This is a genomic window from Paenibacillus sp. FSL R7-269, from assembly GCF_000517865.1.
Taxonomy (GTDB): Bacteria; Bacillota; Bacilli; order Paenibacillales; family Paenibacillaceae; genus Paenibacillus_AQ.
The window spans coordinates 37,167-55,696 of the sequence record NZ_ASPS01000052.1; the positions used below are offsets into that span (position 1 = coordinate 37,167).

Annotated in this window: 18 protein-coding genes; 11 read left to right on the top strand and 7 right to left on the bottom strand. The window is 52.0% G+C overall.

What is annotated here, in order from left to right:
- Positions 1–8 precede the first annotated feature (8 nt).
- Genes C162_RS22390 through C162_RS22410 form a run of 5 tightly spaced genes read left to right on the top strand, consistent with a single transcriptional unit; the run spans position 9 to position 3,218 of the window.
- On the top strand, positions 9–599 hold the full coding sequence (locus C162_RS22390) for a nicotinate-nucleotide adenylyltransferase (protein WP_036697937.1): 591 nt from the start codon (positions 9–11) through the stop codon (positions 597–599).
- Positions 583–1,161, top strand: a complete 579-nt coding sequence (gene yqeK / locus C162_RS22395) for a bis(5'-nucleosyl)-tetraphosphatase (symmetrical) YqeK (protein ID WP_036697940.1) — start codon at positions 583–585, stop codon at positions 1,159–1,161. The genes C162_RS22390 and yqeK overlap by 17 nt, the downstream gene beginning before the upstream one ends.
- Entirely contained in the window at positions 1,158–1,505 is a 348-nt protein-coding gene (gene rsfS / locus C162_RS22400; protein ID WP_036697944.1) for a ribosome silencing factor, read from the top strand. The genes yqeK and rsfS overlap by 4 nt, the downstream gene beginning before the upstream one ends.
- Positions 1,502–2,425: a CvfB family protein gene (locus C162_RS22405; protein WP_036697947.1), complete on the top strand. Its 924-nt coding sequence runs from the start codon at positions 1,502–1,504 to the stop codon at positions 2,423–2,425. The genes rsfS and C162_RS22405 overlap by 4 nt, the downstream gene beginning before the upstream one ends.
- Before the next feature lie 22 nt (positions 2,426–2,447).
- On the top strand, positions 2,448–3,218 hold the full coding sequence (locus tag C162_RS22410) for a class I SAM-dependent DNA methyltransferase (RefSeq protein WP_036697981.1): 771 nt from the start codon (positions 2,448–2,450) through the stop codon (positions 3,216–3,218).
- A 535-nt stretch (positions 3,219–3,753) separates the two neighbouring features.
- Here the strand turns inward: C162_RS22410 and C162_RS22420 are convergent.
- Entirely contained in the window at positions 3,754–3,912 is a 159-nt protein-coding gene (locus tag C162_RS22420) for a hypothetical protein (protein WP_036697952.1), read from the bottom strand.
- 76 nt (positions 3,913–3,988) lie between these two features.
- A complete protein-coding gene (locus C162_RS22425; protein WP_036697955.1) occupies positions 3,989–4,948 on the bottom strand; it encodes an ArsR/SmtB family transcription factor in 960 nt (319 codons plus the stop codon).
- Positions 4,949–5,409: 461 nt separating this feature from the next.
- Between C162_RS22425 and C162_RS22430 the strand changes: the two genes are divergently transcribed.
- From C162_RS22430 to C162_RS22445, 4 genes are all read left to right on the top strand, one after another.
- Positions 5,410–6,807, top strand: coding sequence for an ABC transporter substrate-binding protein (locus C162_RS22430; protein ID WP_036697958.1), 1,398 nt, complete (start codon positions 5,410–5,412; stop codon positions 6,805–6,807).
- 190 nt (positions 6,808–6,997) lie between these two features.
- On the top strand, positions 6,998–7,888 hold the full coding sequence (locus C162_RS22435) for a carbohydrate ABC transporter permease (RefSeq protein WP_036697960.1): 891 nt from the start codon (positions 6,998–7,000) through the stop codon (positions 7,886–7,888).
- A gap of 24 nt (positions 7,889–7,912) precedes the next feature.
- Positions 7,913–8,749, top strand: a complete 837-nt coding sequence (locus C162_RS22440) for a carbohydrate ABC transporter permease (RefSeq protein WP_076155496.1) — start codon at positions 7,913–7,915, stop codon at positions 8,747–8,749.
- A 28-nt stretch (positions 8,750–8,777) separates the two neighbouring features.
- Positions 8,778–9,740: a glycoside hydrolase family 43 protein gene (locus tag C162_RS22445; RefSeq protein ID WP_036697966.1), complete on the top strand. Its 963-nt coding sequence runs from the start codon at positions 8,778–8,780 to the stop codon at positions 9,738–9,740.
- Positions 9,741–10,163: 423 nt separating this feature from the next.
- Here C162_RS22445 and C162_RS22450 read toward each other — a convergent pair whose 3' ends face one another.
- The 5 genes from C162_RS22450 to C162_RS22470 all read right to left on the bottom strand — a co-directional run bounded on the left by C162_RS22450 (position 10,164) and on the right by C162_RS22470 (position 16,493).
- Entirely contained in the window at positions 10,164–11,468 is a 1,305-nt protein-coding gene (locus C162_RS22450; RefSeq protein ID WP_036697968.1) for a DUF4179 domain-containing protein, read from the bottom strand.
- Positions 11,407–12,003 (bottom strand): sigma-70 family RNA polymerase sigma factor, encoded by a 597-nt coding sequence (locus C162_RS22455; RefSeq protein WP_036697971.1) that lies wholly within the window; start codon positions 12,001–12,003, stop codon positions 11,407–11,409. The genes C162_RS22450 and C162_RS22455 overlap by 62 nt, the downstream gene beginning before the upstream one ends.
- A gap of 157 nt (positions 12,004–12,160) precedes the next feature.
- Positions 12,161–13,015 (bottom strand): AraC family transcriptional regulator, encoded by an 855-nt coding sequence (locus tag C162_RS22460; protein WP_036697973.1) that lies wholly within the window; start codon positions 13,013–13,015, stop codon positions 12,161–12,163.
- Positions 13,016–13,143: 128 nt separating this feature from the next.
- The gene (locus tag C162_RS22465; RefSeq protein WP_051493846.1) at positions 13,144–15,741 is read right to left on the bottom strand and encodes a beta-L-arabinofuranosidase domain-containing protein; all 2,598 of its coding nucleotides are present in this window, start codon (positions 15,739–15,741) and stop codon (positions 13,144–13,146) included.
- 224 nt (positions 15,742–15,965) lie between these two features.
- Positions 15,966–16,493 carry a hypothetical protein gene (locus C162_RS22470; RefSeq protein WP_036697974.1) on the bottom strand — a complete coding sequence of 176 codons (528 nt, stop codon included), beginning with the start codon at positions 16,491–16,493 and terminating at the stop codon, positions 15,966–15,968.
- A gap of 278 nt (positions 16,494–16,771) precedes the next feature.
- Here C162_RS22470 and C162_RS22475 point away from each other — a divergent pair, with 278 nt between their 5' ends.
- Both C162_RS22475 and C162_RS37370 read left to right on the top strand, forming a co-directional pair.
- A complete protein-coding gene (locus C162_RS22475; protein WP_051493847.1) occupies positions 16,772–18,172 on the top strand; it encodes a helix-turn-helix domain-containing protein in 1,401 nt (466 codons plus the stop codon).
- A gap of 189 nt (positions 18,173–18,361) precedes the next feature.
- A partial coding sequence (locus C162_RS37370; RefSeq protein WP_036697976.1) for a transposase occupies positions 18,362–18,530 on the top strand: 169 nt, incomplete at its 3' end.

The following is an 18,530-nucleotide window of genomic DNA, read 5'->3' on the forward strand; positions in this document are numbered from 1 at the left end:
TTGACCTCTTGAGAGTAGGCATAATGGGAGGGACCTTCGATCCTCTGCATATCGGCCATATGATGGCCGCTGAGACAGCGCGCGAGAGCTACGGTCTGCAGGAGGTCTGGTTCATGCCTTCGCATATCCCGCCTCATAAGCATGAAGCCGGGGCAACCGGTGAAGAGCGGCTGGCTATGGTGGAGGGAGCGGTGAAGAATCATCCTTCCTTCGGCATTCTCGATTGGGAAATCGTACGGGGCGGAGTATCCTATACGCTGGAGACGGTGATTAGTCTTCAGGAGGAATATCCGCAGCATGAGTTCTTTTTCATCGTGGGCGCAGATATGGTGCAGTATCTGCCCAAATGGCAGGGGATCGAAGAGCTGGTGAAGCGGTTGACCTTCATCGGTGTCGGACGTCCGGGCACTCCGCTGGATCTGGGACTGCTGCCGGAGTTCATTGCGGGTAGAGTCCTGCTGGCGGATATGCCGCTGGTCGATCTCTCCTCCACCATGCTCAGAGCCCGGGCCGCCGAAGGAAAGTCGATCCGCTATATGGTTCCGGATGCTGTGTATGAATATGTTCAAAGGAGTGGATTGTATGGAGTACAGCCGTGAAGCGCTGATTGAGGCGGTATCCGGCCAGATGCCGGACAAACGCTGGAAGCATACACTCGGTGTGATGGAGTCCGCTGTGAAGCTGGCGCAGCATTATGGCGCTGACCCGCAGCGGGCCGAGACCGCAGCCATCCTGCATGATGTGGCCAAGTATTGGCCGGTAGAGCGGATGCGGGAGATCATTGAACAGAATGAATTATCCGCCGAGCTTTTGAAATATGACAAGCAGCTATGGCATGCAGAAGTGGGTGCTTATACTGCCGAGCATGATTATGGCATTCAGGATACTGAGGTGCTGGACGCGATCCGTTACCATACCTCGGGACGGGAGAACATGAGCCTGCTGGAGCGGATCGTCTGTCTGGCTGATTATATTGAGCCGGGTCGGGACTTCCCAGGTGTGGAGGAGATCCGCAAGCTGGCGAAGGTCAGTCTGGAGCAAGGGCTGATTGCCGGACTGGATTCCACTATACGCGTGCTGCTGGAGAAGCGCAGGGTCGTATTTCCGCTTACGGTGCTGGCGCGCAACGATTTAGTTAGAACATTGGAGGATAAACTATGAGTGTACAAGCAAACAAGCTGTTTGAGCTGGCGTTACACGCCGTTCAGGATAAAAAAGCAATGAACGTGGTGGCTCTTGATCTGCGCAGTGTGTCGCCGATCAGCGATTATTTCATCATCTGCCACGGTAATTCCGATACCCAGGTTCAGGCGATTGCCACTGAGGTGCGCAAGGTAGTTCATGAAGCTGGCGGAATGATCAAAGGCATTGAGGGGATGGATGCAGCACGCTGGGTACTGATGGACCTTGGCGACGTGATTGTCCATGTCTTCCACCGCGATGAACGTGAATATTACAATATTGAGCGTCTGTGGTCGGATGCCAAGGTCGTGGAGACAGTATGAGTCTGATTGCAGGAACTACGGTTACGCTTGAAGTGATGCGGGAGGTATCCCCTTACGGGTACTTCCTGAGCGCGGGCGACCAGGATATCATGCTTCATTACACCGAGCTTGTGGGCAGTAAGCCGAAGATCGGCGACAAGGTGGAGGTATTCCTCTTCTTCGATACCGAGGACCGTCCTGCGGCTACGATGAAGAAACCGTATCTGACGCTTGGCGAGATGGCGCTGCTGGAAGTGGCGGATATCCATCCACGGCTGGGCTGCTTCCTGGAGATGGGGCTTGGACGGCAGCTGCTGCTGCCGCTCAGCGAGCTTCCCGAGCTGGTGGAGCTGCGTCCGCAGATTGGCGACAAGGTCTTCGCAATTATGGAGCATGACAAGCAGGGACGTCTCCGTGCCAAGCTGGCCGGAGAGCAGGAGCTCGCGCCGCTGGCCTTGCCTGCACCGGAGTCCTGGCAGGGGCAGAGTGTCACCGCCCGGGTGTACAAGCCGCTGCAGATGGGCACCTTCGTGCTTGTAGATGCTGGTGTGCTCGGCTTCGGCATCATCGGTATGGTTCACTCCTCTGAACGCGCCCGCTTGCTGCGTCTGGGCGAAGTGATTGAAGCGCGCGTGGCGCATATCCGTGAGGATGGCCGCGTCAACCTCAGCATGGGTCACCGCAAGGAAGTGGGCCGTGATGTGGATTCAGCAGCTCTGCTTGATTTCCTGGCTTCCCGTCCGGGCGGCGGAATGCCGTATTCGGATGCTACGCCTCCCGATATTATCAAGCAGCGCTTCGGGATTAGCAAATCAGCGTTCAAGCGTGCGCTTGGCAAGCTGATGAAGGAAGGATTGGTTGTCCAGAAGGAGAACTGGACCTATCTGGCTGCCCGCGAAGAGGCGCAGGCCGAACCGGACAGCGAATCTGACAACCAATAGTATAGAGAAAGCGGTGTTCGCAGTGTCTTCCTATGGCAAATTTGCTTATGTATACGATGCGCTTATGGCGGATATGCCGTATCCAGATTGGCTGGCCTTTGCCGAGACGGCATGGGGCAAATACGGCAAGCCGCGCACGGTAGCCGAGCTCGGCTGCGGTACCGGCAGCCTGACGATTCCGCTGGCTGCTGCTGGTTACCACATGACGGGGATTGACCTTTCTTCGGACATGCTGTCCGTTGCCCAGCGGAAGCTGGAGCAGCAGCCGCAGGGACGGCGCTTTTTGCGGGAGGGCAGTGTGCAGTGGGTTCAGCAGAACATGAAGGAATGGGAGCTGCCGGAGCCGGTGGACGCCGTCATCTCCTTCTGTGACTGCCTGAACTATGTGCTGGAAGAGCAGGACATCCGGTCCGTGTTCTCCAGTACGTATGACGGACTGAAGCCAGGCGGGACCTTCTTGTTCGATGTACATCATCCGAACACGCTGATCCGCTATGAGGAAGAGCAGCCCTTCGTGCTGGATGAACCGGACATCTCCTATATCTGGACCTGCGAGCTGGATGTGCCCCGTAGGGAGATTGAGCATCACCTGTCCATCTTTGCCCGCGAGGAGAGCCGCTTGGACACGTACCGCCGCTTCGAAGAGACCCATACCCAGCGTGCCTATGACCCGGAGTGGATGAAGCAGGAGCTGCTTGCCGCCGGATTCAGCGAGGTGTCGGTGTATGCGGACTTCGAGTGGGTGGCGGCGGATGATTCGGCGGAGCGGCTGTTCTATGTGGCTGTGAAGTGAAGCTGCTAGAGAGTTGAACTTGTTCAGCACAGATGAGAACCTGAAGCGTAATCGTCACCGCGGGGAACATTTGGACTTCTAGCGCACATAAGAACTTGAAGCGTAATCGTCACTGCGGAGAACTTTTGGACTTACGGCCGCTGTTGTCTCCAGATGTTCTGAATTGTACCGCTATTAGCGGATAACATCCGGAGACAAAGGCGGACGCTACCGCTCCTACAGTTCCAAATTTCCCCTCCGTTCCTTTTTGCTTCTTGTTAAATTCTTTAGAGCTTCATATATGGTTGAGGTTATATGGGAGGTCCTTACCTGAATTGGGTAAGGGCCTTCTTTGATCTTGATAAGGACCAAATGTATGTGGAAAACAGCATACAATCGGCGCTATTGGGGCATGTGGGTTGTGTTGCTGCGGGGCGAGTGAGACAGAAGTACAAATACCATCTGTACAAAGGGGCGCATCAGCCGTTCCTGCTTGCATGACACAGCAAACCGGGCCGTATCCTTCAGATACGGCCCGGCCATCTTCCAATTATGCTTACCGGTGTTCGAACAAATCGATGGTGCCGAGTACAATATGCGCCAGACCAAATCCAAGAATGCCGGTTGCCGCGATCTTATATCTGCTCCCCAGAAAAGCTGCACTCGAAGCAGTAACTACGGTCCCCAGTACGGCTGGTATTAACCCTTCACGCATTCGAAACACTCCCTCACGGTAGTTTGAAAGACATTCGTTAGTGTGGGTTAAGGCCGGGACAATTATACTTCAGGGATTAATCTGCTACTCCCGCTGTGGTCGCCCGGCCGGAAGGGTCTTCGACCTCATGTACATTGTAGAGCACACGCGCCAGCAGATCCTGGCTGTAATTGCCGAAATGCTTGCCGTAGATGGTCAAGCCGCGCTTGTTGACCGGCTTGTCGGTGACGGCAATACGGAAAGTCAGCTCGCTCTTGTAATCCAGCTTGATGTCATCCAAGGTGATGTCTGAGATGCGGCAGCCGTCAATGAAGCTGCCTTCCTGATTGATGCGGATCAGCTTCAGCATGCCATACTGGTTGAGGTGGGGGGGCCACCAGTCCGGGTTGAAGGTGCCGCGCGTGTCGCCGAAGTCTCCGGGGCTGGTCCAGAAGCCGATCTCGATGCCGTTCACATAGAAGTACAGATCTGAAGGGTAATTGTCACTGAAGCCGGGAGCCTCGGAGCCAATCTCCATGGAGAACTGAATTTCCCGGAAGGTCTGGTTGGCTTTGAGATAGTTAGGAATGCGGTACTCCAGGAAGCCTTCGGCCATCCAGATGATCTCGGAATCGATCCGCTGGGGATCAGCGAAGTAACGCGGCTCGTCGAAATCCCCGATGATGCTGTCCTTGGTAGCCAGACCGCAGGTCGGAACAGCCTGATAATTACTGTAATGACCCACCTGAATCTCCACCTCGTACAGATTATCCACATCCTTGCTGCGCAGATCCACCATTAACTTATCCTTATTCAAGTAGCAGACCTTCTGAATTCCGTGCTTGCCTACTGCGGTGTTGATCTCGATTAAGCCGCTCTCCTCCAGCTTCTTGATATGCATCGTAATCGCCCCGTTGCTGAGATTCAGCTTCTTGGCAATTTCGTTGAGATTCAGGGCCTGATTGGTCGCCAGCAGCTCAAGGATCTGGATGCGGATTTCCGAGCTGAGCGCCTTGAAGATATCAATCCCGCTCATCAGATCTTTAATATAAATCATATTTAGGGTACCTTCTTCCACTGAGGTCATGAGAATCGAAACTATTTTATAAAATTATAAACTAATCAGCCCTAAAAGGAAAGTATTCTGCCTTTATTTGTAGTAAACGATTAAATTTAAGCTAAAACTAAAAGTTAATAGCTATTTGTTTTAAATAAATGTGAATACTTAATGTACTGTTAAGTCATTATTAAGTGATATATTTCAGAAAAAAGGCAATAAACAACGTTTAATTTGAATATATATAAAAAGATTTAAACTTTTATATTTACACTCCACTTTATATATGCTATTTTATACCTGTAAGCGAATACATTCAATTGTTTATCAATTATTTAATTAAAATGTGAAACATAGCACAACATGCGGTAGCTTGAACTAACAGAGCCGGTGAGGTTCCCTAGTTCTTCTATATAGATTGTATCAATCGAGTTGCTCAGCAAATCCTAGGAGGGGTTACAGTGTTAAAGAAAAAGGGCTGGTTCACACTGCTGTCGTTAGTTCTGATGGTATCGGTTGTACTTACAGGCTGCGGCGGAAAGAACAATGCATCGTCCGGGGGCAATAGCGGAAGCGAAGCTACGGCGAATGCCGGCAGCAAGGATTCCAAGGAAACCAAGAATCTTACGTTCATGTTCCGCGGGGGAACCGATGAGCAGAAGGCTTATGAAGGTGTTGTGAAAAAATATGAAGCCGATCATCCGAACGTCAAGGTTAAGATCGTTGTGACTGCAGCAGATCAATATGCGACTAAGCTGAAAGCCTCTATTACCGGGAACAGCGTGCCGGACGTATTCTATTTTGAATCCGGTGACCTGAAGGCTTATGTGAACAGCGGCGTGCTGCTGGATCTGACCAGCTATGTGGAGAAGAACCCTAACATTGATTTGAATAACATCTGGAAATATGGCGTGGATCTGTACCGTTACGACGGTACCATGGCTGGACAAGGTAATCTGTACGGGATGCCTAAGGACGTAGGCCCTTTTGCACTCGGCTATAATAAGACCATGTTCGAAGCTGCGGGTATCCCGCTGCCGGACAAAGACAAACCATACACCTGGGATGAATTCATCAAAGTCGCTCAGCAGCTGACGACTGATAAGGACGGGGACGGCAAGCTGGATCAATTCGGCGCAGGCTTCAACGTGCAGTGGGCCTTACCTTCCTTCGTCTGGAGCAACGGAGCGGACTGGCTGGATGCTACCAAGACCAACGTTACCATTGATGATCCGAAGTTTATCGAAGCCTTGCAATTTTTCACTGACATGCAGCTTAAATACGGCATTACGCCATCAACGGAACAAGCTCAGACGCTGGATACCTACCAGCGCTGGATGAAAGGTGAAATGGCCTTCTTCCCTGTAGGTCCGTGGGATATGAGCACTTACGAGAAGCTGCCTTTTGATTATGACCTGATTCCTTATCCTGCCGGCTCCACAGGCAAATCTGCAACATGGACCGGCTCACTAGGTATCGGTGCTTCCGCCAAAACCAAGCATCCCGGTGAAGCCGTGGATCTGATCAACTATCTGACAGCCTCCAAGGAGGGGATGGAAGCGCTGGTGAAGGCTAAGGTGCAAATCCCGAACCTGATGGATATGGCCAAGGAATGGGCCGCTGATACTACGACCAAACCGGCGAACAAGGAAGAATTCCTCCAGGTCGTGAATGAATATGGACGGGTGCTGCCTGGTCACTACACGTACAATGCTGAATGGTATAACCTGTTCTACACGGACATCCAGCCAGTGCTTGACGGTAAGGTTACCCCGGAGGAATATGTGAAGGCGGAACAGCCGAAGATGCAGAAGCTGCTGGATAAAGCGGTTGAGCAAGAGGCGAAATCTAAGAAATAAGCGGTACACACCGTTCTTATCTAGCATACAAAGTGATGCTCGGTCTCCTGTAACATCAGACCGGCATCACTTTATTCTGAGATGAACTTGTATATATTTTGGGGACCCGCAAAGTATCTGAATACTCATCGGAGCTGATGCATCACTTTGTGGGGAAAGTTATAGACTATCCGAATTTGAGGTGATTCTAATGAATGCTAAGTTGGGTCTCTACCGCAAGGAGAAAATCTACGGATTTCTGTTTATCCTGCCTCCGCTGCTGGGACTGCTGATCTTTACGCTATACCCGATGATCTATTCGATCTATGGCTCATTTACGGATTGGGATGGGCTCGGCCAGATGAACTTCATCGGACTGAGTAACTTCACGGATCTGTGGTCGGATGAGCTGTTCCATAAGGCCTTATTCAATACCTTGTTCATGATGCTTGGCATTCCGATCGGCATTACGCTGGCGCTGCTGCTGGCACTTGGGCTTAACCGGGGAGTTCCCGGGACTACAGCGTTCCGGGTCATCTATTATGTTCCGGTTATTTCTTCTCTGGCCGCAGTATCGATCATGTGGAACTGGGCCTATAACGGTGATTATGGACTCGTCAACCAGTTCCTCGATCTCTTCGGAATCAGCGGGCCGAACTGGATGGCGAATAAATATACGGTGAAGCCTGCGTTGATCATTATGGCGGTATGGAAGGGCCTCGGTTATACGATGCTGCTCTATCTGGCGGCGCTGCAGAGTGTCTCCAGATCTTATTATGAAGCGGCGGAACTGGACGGAGCCAGCGGCTTCAAGTCCTTCTGGCATATCACCTGGCCAATGGTGCGCCCGGTAACCTTTTTCATCATCGTGACCAACATTATTGGAGGATCGCAAATTTTTACCGAGATGAACATTATGACCCCTACAGGCGGGCCCGAATATGCTTCGGCCTCCGTGGTGTTCTACATTTGGCAAAAAGCCTTCGGCAACTTCCAGATGGGTTATGCCTCTGCTATGGCGGTATTCCTCGGCGTGTTCATATTTGTTGTGACTCTTATCCAATTCCGAATGAACGAGAAGCAATCGTTCGATGTCGATTAACCGAAGAGGGAGGAGACCATAAATATGACGAGCAGAAGAAGAGTTACCCATAGCATTATCTTTGTTCTACTTTTAATCGGCGCGGTGTTCATGATCGGCCCGCTGCTCTGGATGCTGTCCACCTCATTCAAGGATAAGCAGGATGTGTTCGCTCTGCCTCCGGTGTGGATTCCGCGGCCGTTCCATTTCGATAAATACAGTGAGATCTGGGAGGCGGGGCCGCTGCTGAGCGGGATCAAGAACAGCTTGATCATCGCCGTCACGGTAACGATCGTAGGTACGTTCACCTCCAGTCTTGCGGCGTTTTCTTTTGCTAAATTGCGGTTTCCGGGTAAAAATAAAATATTCCTGCTGATGCTCTCATCCCTGATGATTCCGTATCCGGCAGTCATGATTCCGCAGTTCTTCATGTTCTCGAAGCTGGGCTGGATTGACACGCTGCTGCCGCTGATTGTGCCGGGCTTATTCGGTAATATCGTCATGATCTTCTTCCTGCGGCAGTATCTGAGCAGTGTGCCGAATGCGATTATCGAAGCGGCCAAAATCGACGGAAGCTCGTACTTCCGCCTGTACAGCTCCATTACCTTCCCGCTGATCAAGCCGGCGGTGGCTGCACAGCTGATTCTGTGGTTCATGGGCATCTGGAACGACTACCTGTCTCCGATTATCTATCTGAATTCACCGGAGAAGCAAACCCTCCAGCTGGTCATCGCCAACTTCAATGCGACCTATGCGATCCAGACGGACTATCCGCTGATTATGGCGGCTTCGATTATTGCCCTGCTGCCGATGCTGATTATCTTCCTTGTTTTCCAAAAGCAAATTATTGAATCTGTTGCCATCTCCGGAGTGAAGGGCTGACAGAGACAAGACCAAAGGAGAAACCATAATGAATACAAATAGAGAGTACACTAACCCGCTTGTCGAACAGCGTGCAGATCCCTGGGTATACAAGCATACCGACGGCTATTACTATTTCACTGCTTCCGTGCCCGAATATGACCGGATTGAAGTACGCAGAGCGTTAACGATTGAGGGGCTTCGGGAAGCACAGCCGGTAGTAGCCTGGCGTAAATATGAGAACGGTCCGCTCAGCGCCAATATCTGGGCACCCGAAATCCATTACATGGACGGCAAATGGTATATTTACTTCGCGGCGGCCCGGACCACGGAGACGAAGGAAGGGCTGTTCGACCACCGGATGTACGCCCTGGAGAATACTTCAGCGAATCCGCTGGAAGGGGAGTGGACCGAGAAGGGACAGGTGAGAACCGCCTGGGAATCCTTCGCTCTGGACGCTACAACGTTCGAGCATAGAGGCGTGCATTACTATGTATGGGCGCAAAAGGACCCTGAGATTGACGGGAACTCCAATCTGTATATCTCAGCCATGGAGAACGGCTGGACGCTTAAGGGTCCGCAGACGATGATCTCTTCACCGGAGTATCCTTGGGAGGTCATCGGCTTCAAGGTCAACGAAGGGGCTGCCGTGCTGAAGCGGGGTGGCCGGATCTTCATGAGCTTCTCGGCCAGCGCTACCGATCATAACTATTGCATGGGAATGCTTACCGCAGATGAGGACAGCGATCTGCTGGACGCTGCATCCTGGACCAAGCATCCTGAGCCCGTGTTCCAGACCAGTGAGGAGAACGGGCAGTACGGTCCGGGCCATAACAGCTTCACCGTGGATGAGCACGGCGAGGATGTGCTGATCTACCATGCCCGTAACTATAAGGAGATTACCGGCGACCCGCTCTACGACCCGAACCGCCACACCCGCGCCCAGCGCCTGAGCTGGAACGCGGACGGCACACCGGACTTCGGCGTGCCGGTGAGGGATGGCGGGAAGTAGGGCAGATTTCAGTCGGGAATAGAGTGGGATAGCACGCTGAACTGCGAACTTCTGTTGAAGGCCGCTCCGAAGGTGGGCTACCCGCTGCATAGAGTGAAATGCAAAGAGTCCCGCAACCCTATGGAGGGGAGCGGGACTCTTTGTGCTGAGTGGCGGCATCAGGATAAGGAGACGGAGGTGCGCTGTAACAGTACTCTGCTGTTGCAGTTTGTGCAGGATTTCCGCGCTGGCAGTTTCTATGGAGCCGCATTGTTGCAACTTTTGCAGGAATCCGGATGATAAGGTGCTAGTTTGGGCAACATTGTTGCATTTGGTGCAGGATTTTCGCATAGGCCGCTTCTATTGAACCTCATTGTTGCAATTTGTGCAGGATTTCCGCGCCGGCAGGCGCTGGCTGCTCACTAGTGCTCTGTGCATACGCCCCTATTTTTCCCCTACAGGGACCGGAATAGTTTGTCTATAGTACTTAATATAGTGGAAGCCGTCCATCTGCAGGAATTCCGGCTTCTCTGTTGTCTGGAAGGAATACGTGCGTTCCCACAGGATATTGCCGTTCTTCAGATCCCACTTGCGGGAATCGGATATGGAAGTGACGGGAACGGTGGCCCCTCCGGCTTGAACAGCCAAGGTATCCTTATCCAGAGATGTGAATTGTCTCCCGGCAATCACGATATCATAGCCGTCAGCAGTCCTGGTGACACTGCGAATCCAGAGCTTCTCCTGGCCGACCGTAACGGAGTGGTCTGAGGGTGAGGCCAGCGGGATCGGCTGCTCCACCTTCTGGTATCCGCTGAAGTTATCCAATACAAGTTCAACACTCTGCGGCTTGTCTGTCGGCAGCACATCGTATTCAATCTGAAACTCCGCTACTCCCGTTTTCTCATTGACACCCGACCGCATGGACAACAAATCCACTTCTGTCCCATTCACATACAGCTTGGTTGCAGCAGAGAATCTTGGATTTTCTCCGTTATCCATCTTGTATTGTCCCTTTACGATGGTTGACGTAGGGGAAGCGGTAATCGTGTCATAGTAGACGGTTCCCTGATCCACCTGAACGGCTTGATGAATATCGGCGACCAGGATGCTTTTCATGGCTTTACTGGCGTCAAAATTAAAGGAGAGCTTGGCTTGCGCAGGCTTGGCTTCACCCTGATAGCTGTATACATTAAGGGTCAGATTTTTGGCGAACGGACTGACCGGCTCAAATTTGTTAATTCCCTCATACCGGGTTTTGTCCTTGTTGTAACCGCCGCCACTTGTCGGTGAAGAGTTTGTCAAAAACCCTGTAATATGGCCTAATGCATACAGCGACGACGGCTCCTCATCGAACACCTCTCCCGGCGGCGGGGTAATGCTGTAATACATCAGCAGAGCATTATCATCCGCAATTACTCCGTTAACCGTGAGTACAATCCCATTCTCCAGTGTCATACTTTTGTTAACGGTCTGTCCGTAGCCATGTTCAGCGACTCCAGAGAATCCAAGCGTATACAGCTCAGTCTGGTTAAACAGCTTCCCGCCATAATAAGCCAACGCCGGATACTGATAGACGCCCACCGTCAGCAGCAGGGCGGCGGCTGCTGTAGCCACCCAGGTCCGCGCTTGTCCGGCCCGTGATTTCTGTCTAACCGGAGCCTGCTCCAGCGCCTTCCGCAATCTGCCTTCAAGTTCTGACGGCGTCATGGTCTGCTGATGCTCCTGTAATCTCTCCTCGATCGTTCTCATAACGGTCACCTCCAATCATAGCTTTTAGTTTCTGTATTCCCTGCGAGATTCTGGACTTGATCGTACCGACCGGCGCTTCCGTAATATCGGCAATGGTCTGATACGGCAGATCGTGGACATAACGCAGCTCAATCGCTTCCCGCTGCCGGGGATTCAGATGCGCGAGCAGGACGGACAGATCCATGTCAGACTCGGTATCGCGGTACGGGTTATCTGCAGTCCATGCCTCAAGGGAAGGCTCCGGCGACTCGTCCTCCTCCAGAGGAACGAACCGGTTCTGGTTGCGGAGGACCGTTTTGCAGCGGTTGACCAGGATGGTTTTGCTCCAGCTGTAGAAGGCCTCGCGCTTCTTCAGTTGCGCAAGCTTCTCATAGAGCGTGACGATCATATCCTCCATTACATCCATCGCGTCATGCTCATTCCTCATGTAGCTATAGGCAAGACGATAATAAGCGTCCTGTTCGGCTAGGATCAGTTCTAATAATGCTTCTTTGTTGCCGCGCTGTGCGGCTCTGACAAGACGGCTTATATTCATGTGCTCACCCCTTTCACAGATAAGAGTGCGTAGCAGCCCGGAAAGTTCATTATGCTCTCAAAAAAATATCCACAGCCTATTCCAGAGAAATCGTTAGTCTCTGGAAGGGCTGTGGAGGGAGCGAAGAAGAGGCAGGAGCTGACGGATGCTCTCACGCTCATTCGTAGAACAGCAGGCGCTTGGCATAAGCGTTGCGGAACTCGGTGGGGGTGAGGCCGACTATTTTTTTGAACGATTTCATGAAGTTATGACAATCCTTATAGCCCAGCTGTAATGAGACTTCGCTGACGTTCTGGTTGGTGTCGGTCAGCAGGAATTTCGCCAGCTCCATCTTCTGCTGCAGAATATATTGCTTCAGGGAGATCCCGGAGATGACAGTGAACAGATGGGAGAGATACTTCTCGTTATAGCCGAAATAGGCAGCGATCTGGGATACCTTAATATGCTCGCTGCGGCTCCATTTGATGTAATCTACAATATCGTGGTAGAGCTGCTCCTGCTTGGTTCTTTTGAACGGATCGGCATCGGTTGGAAGGGTCTGGCTGTACAGCTCACACAGAATAACGGTAGACATATAGTTACCCAGCACCGTCTGATTGTAGCTCCGCACCGAATCCTGAAGCTGCTTCATCATGACGATGATTTTCTCCACATTCCTTAGGGTTCCGTATTGGGGCAGGTGAATCACATATTCTTCCTTATCGCTATTCAACGGAGCGGGGCCCGCAGTCTGACTACCGTCAGTAGCATGAAAATGCAGCCAATAAAAGCTACAGTCCGAAGACTTGTACCCGTATTGTCTGGTAAGCGGAGGCAGGAGCAGGAACTCGCCTTTGGAGACGACGAACTGCTGGTTGTCACCCGCCAGGTAGAGTACGCCTTCGGTCATCACAATCAGCTCATAATCCTGCAAAATCCGGCTTAAGTGTATCCACTCCGCTGAGGGGGCCACGAATTTGCCGGTCATCTCCAGATGTACAGGCTTATCTACCAGCAGTGTGAACGCAGTCATGTCATCATCCCCCGGTGCGGAAATAGTCTTATCCTATTACCATATCAAATAAGGGCTATCTTGAATACAGCAGAAGCTGCATCCGAGATAACCCCGGGGTGGTACAGTATTGGCTATACTGCTAGAAGCTATTCTTTCACAATCTGAAGCTTATATTCCTGCACCGTAACATGATCCTCCGCCTTAACCGTGAGATTCACCTCAGTGCGGCTGTGCGGCAGCTTGATCTCGCGGGAGAGTGAATCCTCGATCAGAATTCCGTCTGCATAGACCAGGGCATTGTGATGATGTGGGGTTACGTTCAGTTGTACCTGGCCCGCTGCTTGCGGAACGCTCAGGCTATACGTGGTTATGCCGCCGCTGAAGGAGGTGGACAGCGTTCCTTCACTGAAGGCAAGCTGGCGCAGTCCGGCATTGTGATCATAACCGGTCATCATGCGCAGCAGGTCGAAGATGCCATTTTCCTTCTCAGGAACCACGAACTTGACTTCCACCTCGGTCTTGCCGCCAACCGCTTCAGCAGGAATCAAATAACTCCGCTCGTAGAAGCTGCGGGCTTCATCCGTATGCAGCACCTCGCTCGCAATCAGCTCCCCGTCTACATAAATCGCTATTTTCTTACCATTATTTCCTGAGAAATAAATGACCGACAGGTAGTTGTCCGTACGCGGCGCCACCTTCATCCGGTAGCTGAACCAGCCGCCGTTCTCCGCTTTGCGGATGTTATATCCGTCCCAGGTGGCTACGGAGGTGTTCTCTCCCGCAATGCCATGCTCCAGCTCATACTGGTCATTGCCGACTGGGAGGCTGTCCAGTGTAGCGTCCTGTACACGCTGCCGGATTTTGCCTTGTAAAATATGCTTCTGCAGCTCAGCCGAATCGGCCTCGACCAGCCGCCAGTAGATGCCGTAACGCTCACTATGCTGCTTATAATGCGGAGTGAAGACCAGCCGCTGATCCTCATCCGTTCCCCGCAGCGCAAAGGCCAGTTCATCCTGCTCCAGCCGGACTGCGCGATCCGCAAGCTGCGCCAGCCACTCCTGCGGGCTCTCGTTCACCGTCGTGATGAAGTCTTTCACCAGCATGTTGCGGGTTGGGACACTTACAGCAACCCCAGTAGCGGACACAGACAAATCACTCTGGCCCAGAGCAGCGCTCAGCACCACCGGTCCATACTTGAACGCGACCACCTGTCGGGCATCCGGCAGGCTGAAGTGCGCCAGTTTCATTGGCAGCTTGAGCTGAAGTGTGTCGCCATCCTCCCATACTCTGTCCGTCAAGAGGTAACCTCCGCTGATCTCTAAGTTCACAGGCTGCCCGTTCAATAGAAGCCCGGGTTCTCCGGCCAGCCAATCCGGCAGACGAAGCTTTAGCGTGGTGGACTGATCCTGAGGCTGCATCACTGAGATCTTGAACTCTACAGTATCGCTATAAGGCAAGTTGGCGGACTGGATCAGCATCAGGCCGTGCGCGGCAGAGTTCAGAGTAGAGCTGAAGTACTGATTAACCACAATGCTGGCCGCATCATGGAAATACAGGCTGTCATTCAGCTTGGTGAAGCTCTCCATGCCGGTGCCCGTGCAGCACCAGAAATGCTCGAACGGCGAGCTGTAGACCTTGAAATACCCGGTCGCCATGGGCTGGAAATACATCGTCATCCCGGTATGCGGGTGCTGTGACGACACAATGGCATTCAGATAGGTGTTCTCGTAGAAGTCGGCGTAACGGGGTTCTCCCGTGATTTTGAACAGCTCGCGGGTAAGCTTGAGCATATTGTAGGTGTTGCAGGTCTCCGCTGTGAAGTTGGAGCGTTCCCGGTCCAGCATATCCGGATCACCGAAGTGCTCCCATTCGCTGTTCCCTCCGGTGATGTAGCTGTGATGCTGGACAACCATCTCCCAGAACTGCACTGCCGCTTCCAGATAAAAAACTTCACTCTCCCCGAGCGTCCGGTAACGGTTCAGCGCACCGAGGAATTTCGGAATCGTAGTATTGGCATGCTTGCCCTTGAGAATATCCTTGCCCTCATGGACTGGAGTGAACAGCGTCAGCTCGTCGAAGCTATGCGCGGCGCTTAAATGGCCTGCTTTTCCGGTGATTCTGTACAGGTCGTAGAGGCAGTCATTCATCCCGCCGTATTCCACCGATAATACACGCTGATGGACTTCTTCAGACCAGGAGGCTGTACGGCGGTATACCCAATCACCGAGCTTATCCGCCAGGGCATAGGCTGTTTTGCTGCCGGTGGCAGAGTAGGACGCGGTGAGTCCGGCGATGATTTTGTGCATGGTGTACCAGGGGACCCACGCCGGCTGCTTGTTCTCCACATTATCAAAAAGGCGTTCCTCGAACGCGGACAGGTAACCGCTCTCATGCTGGCATAGGGCCAGCTCTCCCAGAAGATAGTTCAGCCTGAGCAGCAGGCCGTCATCCCGCGTACAGGCATAGGCCTGGGACAGCGCCGACAGATAATGGCCCAGCGTGTGTCCGCGGATCTCTGTGTTCTCCCAGCCGGGATATTTGTCGGCACGCTTCGGCAGTTCCCGGTTCTCGCGGAAGCCCGCCAGCAGGCGGTCTGGATCATAGCTGGTCAGATAATCGACCTCTTTGGCAAAGGCGTTTGCAATATACGGATCGGACACACGGACCTGGTCCATACGGTATTCTTCGTACAAGGGCTTACCCTGAATCGGGGCCTCCAGAGGCTGATGGGGTGTAATTGTCATTTTGTATCCTCACTCCTATGGATTCTGTAGGGTTACTGCAGGATGAATATCCTATGTTTAAGCTTATAGATAAAGGGCTTGGGGGTAAATAGTGATAGGATTGAATATGTGTGAAAAGGTTAGATTGGCAGAGAGAGATTAGACGCAAAAAAGCCACAACCGCTGCTGGGCAACAGGCTATGGCTTGAGGTTTGTTGTAGGTAAGGGATTAAGACAGCAACTCCTTATGGAGTGTACTGCTGCACGATTGATACAATCTGGCCATCCTTGATCGTGATGTGATAAGGAGAACCGCTTAGATCGAATACATCCGTCTTGGCGAATTCATGAATGAACTTCTGCAAAGTGAGCGACTCGTTCCAGTTCGTATCCAGGTCTTCGAGCTTCCCTGTGCGGTCATAGATCTGCATGGTGACCTTGGCATCCGGGGCTACCGTATAAGTAGTCAGCGTGTCGCTGTCGTTCACGATATAGTAACCGTCCGGGGCACCTCCGATTTCGGCTGCGGATTCCGGCTCCCGCTGGGCGAAGACCGCATCGGCTGCTGCGCCTTCATACCATTCGATCTCATCTCCGGTAAGGGTCGTCTGACCGTTAAGGGTCTCTAAGGAATGTATATACACCGTCAGATGCTGGGTTGACCCTTCGCTCTTGGCATCAGCGGTTTTTATGGTTGTGCTTGCCGTAGTTACGAGGGAAAGGAACAACAGGACCAGAACAGGAAGCAGGTAGACGTTTTTGTTTTTTAACATTATGAATTTCCCCCTTGGCGTAATCTTACACGGCATGAGTCTACACTCTTTATTTACCCTGCCGGAATATTCTCAAACTTGTTTATACCCTAATAAACGTTAGTTCAGCAGAAATGTTGCAAAAGATTTTTTAACTGGGTATATATAACAAATATTCCGTCTTTGTCAACCACTTTTGAACCGTTCAAACCAGATTGACCTGCCTAATTAAGGGATTTATGATATAGGAATATCTGGATTTTTACTAGAATATCTGGTTCTTGAGGGGCGGTATTGGTTTGCAACAGCACACTACAATTCAAACAGAACTGGCTGCTTTTCTTAGAAAAGAAGGCCAGACAATCAATCAGTTCGCAGGAATCTCCGGTGTCAATTCGGGTACGCTCAGCAGCATAATTAATGGTAACCGTCCTATTGCCATGCAGCAGCTGGACCGGATTACCGCCGGAATGGGGCTTCCTGAAGGAGCATTTTATGAGTTATATATAGATGAATGTGTCGTACATTCCACACCCGACTGGCGGCGGCTGGGACCCTTCCTGCACCGCTGTGCGGAGCTGGACAAGCTGGAGTATATCCGGCAGGTGGTTCATATCATCATGGACAATATTACATATGCCCCGCTCTTATTCGATACGGCGGAGGAATTCTACAGGCAAGGCAAGCTTCAGGCAGCGGCTCTGCTGTATGCAGGGGTAGCCGACAGTGAGAAATATCAGCATTCGGAGCGGCTGGCCTTGTGCCAGTACCGGCTGTTCACGATCCGGATCGGCCAGAGCCCGGAGGCTGATTTCCGTGCGGCGACCCGGTTTGAATATTTCGTAGAGCGCCTGGAGGAAATAGACCAGTTGGAAGCGCTTCGGCAGCTGGCGGATATCTATATTGCTCTACAGCACTGGGAGAAGGCCAGACTATTGGCACAGGAGCTACGTCATAAGACATCTATCCAGTACGAAATCAGATTTTACAAAACCAGAAAGAAGAAGGAGCTGAGGCAAGCGCCCAAACCTCTTTGCTTCTATATACTGTACGCTTATTGGCTGCAATCCAAGGTATGCGAGGAAACCGGTGAATATGAGCGGGCGCTGGAATATGTAGGCCTCTACTCTGAAATGAACTGGATTGTCGAGGAATCGGAAGAGGTTCGGCAGATCAGAGACCAATTCAGCAGGCTTGGTACAGTCTATGCATGTCTATACCGTATGATGCGCGGTGAGCTTGAGGCTCTTCCCCAGGTTGTAGAATCTATCGGCACCCCCGGGCTGCAACTGTGGGACGGGCTGCTTAAGGCAGTTCAAGCGGCTAACCGGTATGGCTGGGAGGTAGATGAGCTTATCGGCCGCTTCCAGCAGCTGCTTACGCCGGAAGGGGCGGCCTTCGGCCAAGCCGAAGGAACTCCGGGCAGAGAGACGCCGGATCAATATCCGGTACTGCTCTATGAGCTGGCGGTGTACTCTCTCAAGGCAGAGAGGATAGAGCAGGGGATCCGTTATATCTTCGGGAGTCTGGAGGCTTCCGCCGCACTTGGCAGCATAGCCTGTGTGATCCGCTGTGTAAGATTATTCGAGCAATTCCGGCTGCACGCTTCTGCAGATGACCAAGAGCGGTATAAGCAACTGATTAGTAAGGTACAAGTTGCTCACGCAGAGCAGACGGTTAAGACACAGGACCGGTTGTAGGAGGCTCATTGATAGTATACAAAGGAAGCCCCTTCCGGGATGGAGGGGCTTCCTTGTATGGACCGATGCAAATGTAATCGAAAAACCGATCACATTGCGCCGGATGGTATTATCCCCTTGAAGTAGACACTCGTAAAAACCCTCATGTGTTAACATGAGGAAGTGAGTGACCATGGAGGGGATTTTGGTATGGCCAAAAAGGGACAAGTATTTCAATCGTACACAGAGGAATTCAAGAAAGAGGCTATTCAAGCCTATTGTACAGGAGGGGAGAGCTATAAGGTCGTCTCCGACAGGTTGGGAATTGTGAACTGTACCCAGCTTAAAGTATGGGTAAAGAAATATCGGAATGGGGAGC

What these genes read in the sequence shown, in the direction of transcription:
- yqeK (WP_036697940.1), top strand. Translation starts at nt 583, where the DNA reads ATGGAGTACAGCCGTGAAGCGCTGATTGAGGCGGTATCCGGCCAGATG.
- rsfS (WP_036697944.1), top strand. Translation starts at nt 1,158, where the DNA reads ATGAGTGTACAAGCAAACAAGCTGTTTGAGCTGGCGTTACACGCCGTT.
- C162_RS22405 (WP_036697947.1), top strand. Translation starts at nt 1,502, where the DNA reads ATGAGTCTGATTGCAGGAACTACGGTTACGCTTGAAGTGATGCGGGAG.
- C162_RS22420 (WP_036697952.1), bottom strand. Translation starts at nt 3,912, where the DNA reads ATGCGTGAAGGGTTAATACCAGCCGTACTGGGGACCGTAGTTACTGCT.
- C162_RS22425 (WP_036697955.1), bottom strand. Translation starts at nt 4,948, where the DNA reads ATGATTTATATTAAAGATCTGATGAGCGGGATTGATATCTTCAAGGCG.
- C162_RS22435 (WP_036697960.1), top strand. Translation starts at nt 6,998, where the DNA reads ATGAATGCTAAGTTGGGTCTCTACCGCAAGGAGAAAATCTACGGATTT.
- C162_RS22440 (WP_076155496.1), top strand. Translation starts at nt 7,913, where the DNA reads ATGACGAGCAGAAGAAGAGTTACCCATAGCATTATCTTTGTTCTACTT.
- C162_RS22445 (WP_036697966.1), top strand. Translation starts at nt 8,778, where the DNA reads ATGAATACAAATAGAGAGTACACTAACCCGCTTGTCGAACAGCGTGCA.
- C162_RS22450 (WP_036697968.1), bottom strand. Translation starts at nt 11,468, where the DNA reads ATGAGAACGATCGAGGAGAGATTACAGGAGCATCAGCAGACCATGACG.
- C162_RS22455 (WP_036697971.1), bottom strand. Translation starts at nt 12,003, where the DNA reads ATGAATATAAGCCGTCTTGTCAGAGCCGCACAGCGCGGCAACAAAGAA.
- C162_RS22460 (WP_036697973.1), bottom strand. Translation starts at nt 13,015, where the DNA reads ATGACTGCGTTCACACTGCTGGTAGATAAGCCTGTACATCTGGAGATG.
- C162_RS22465 (WP_051493846.1), bottom strand. Translation starts at nt 15,741, where the DNA reads ATGACAATTACACCCCATCAGCCTCTGGAGGCCCCGATTCAGGGTAAG.
- C162_RS22470 (WP_036697974.1), bottom strand. Translation starts at nt 16,493, where the DNA reads ATGTTAAAAAACAAAAACGTCTACCTGCTTCCTGTTCTGGTCCTGTTG.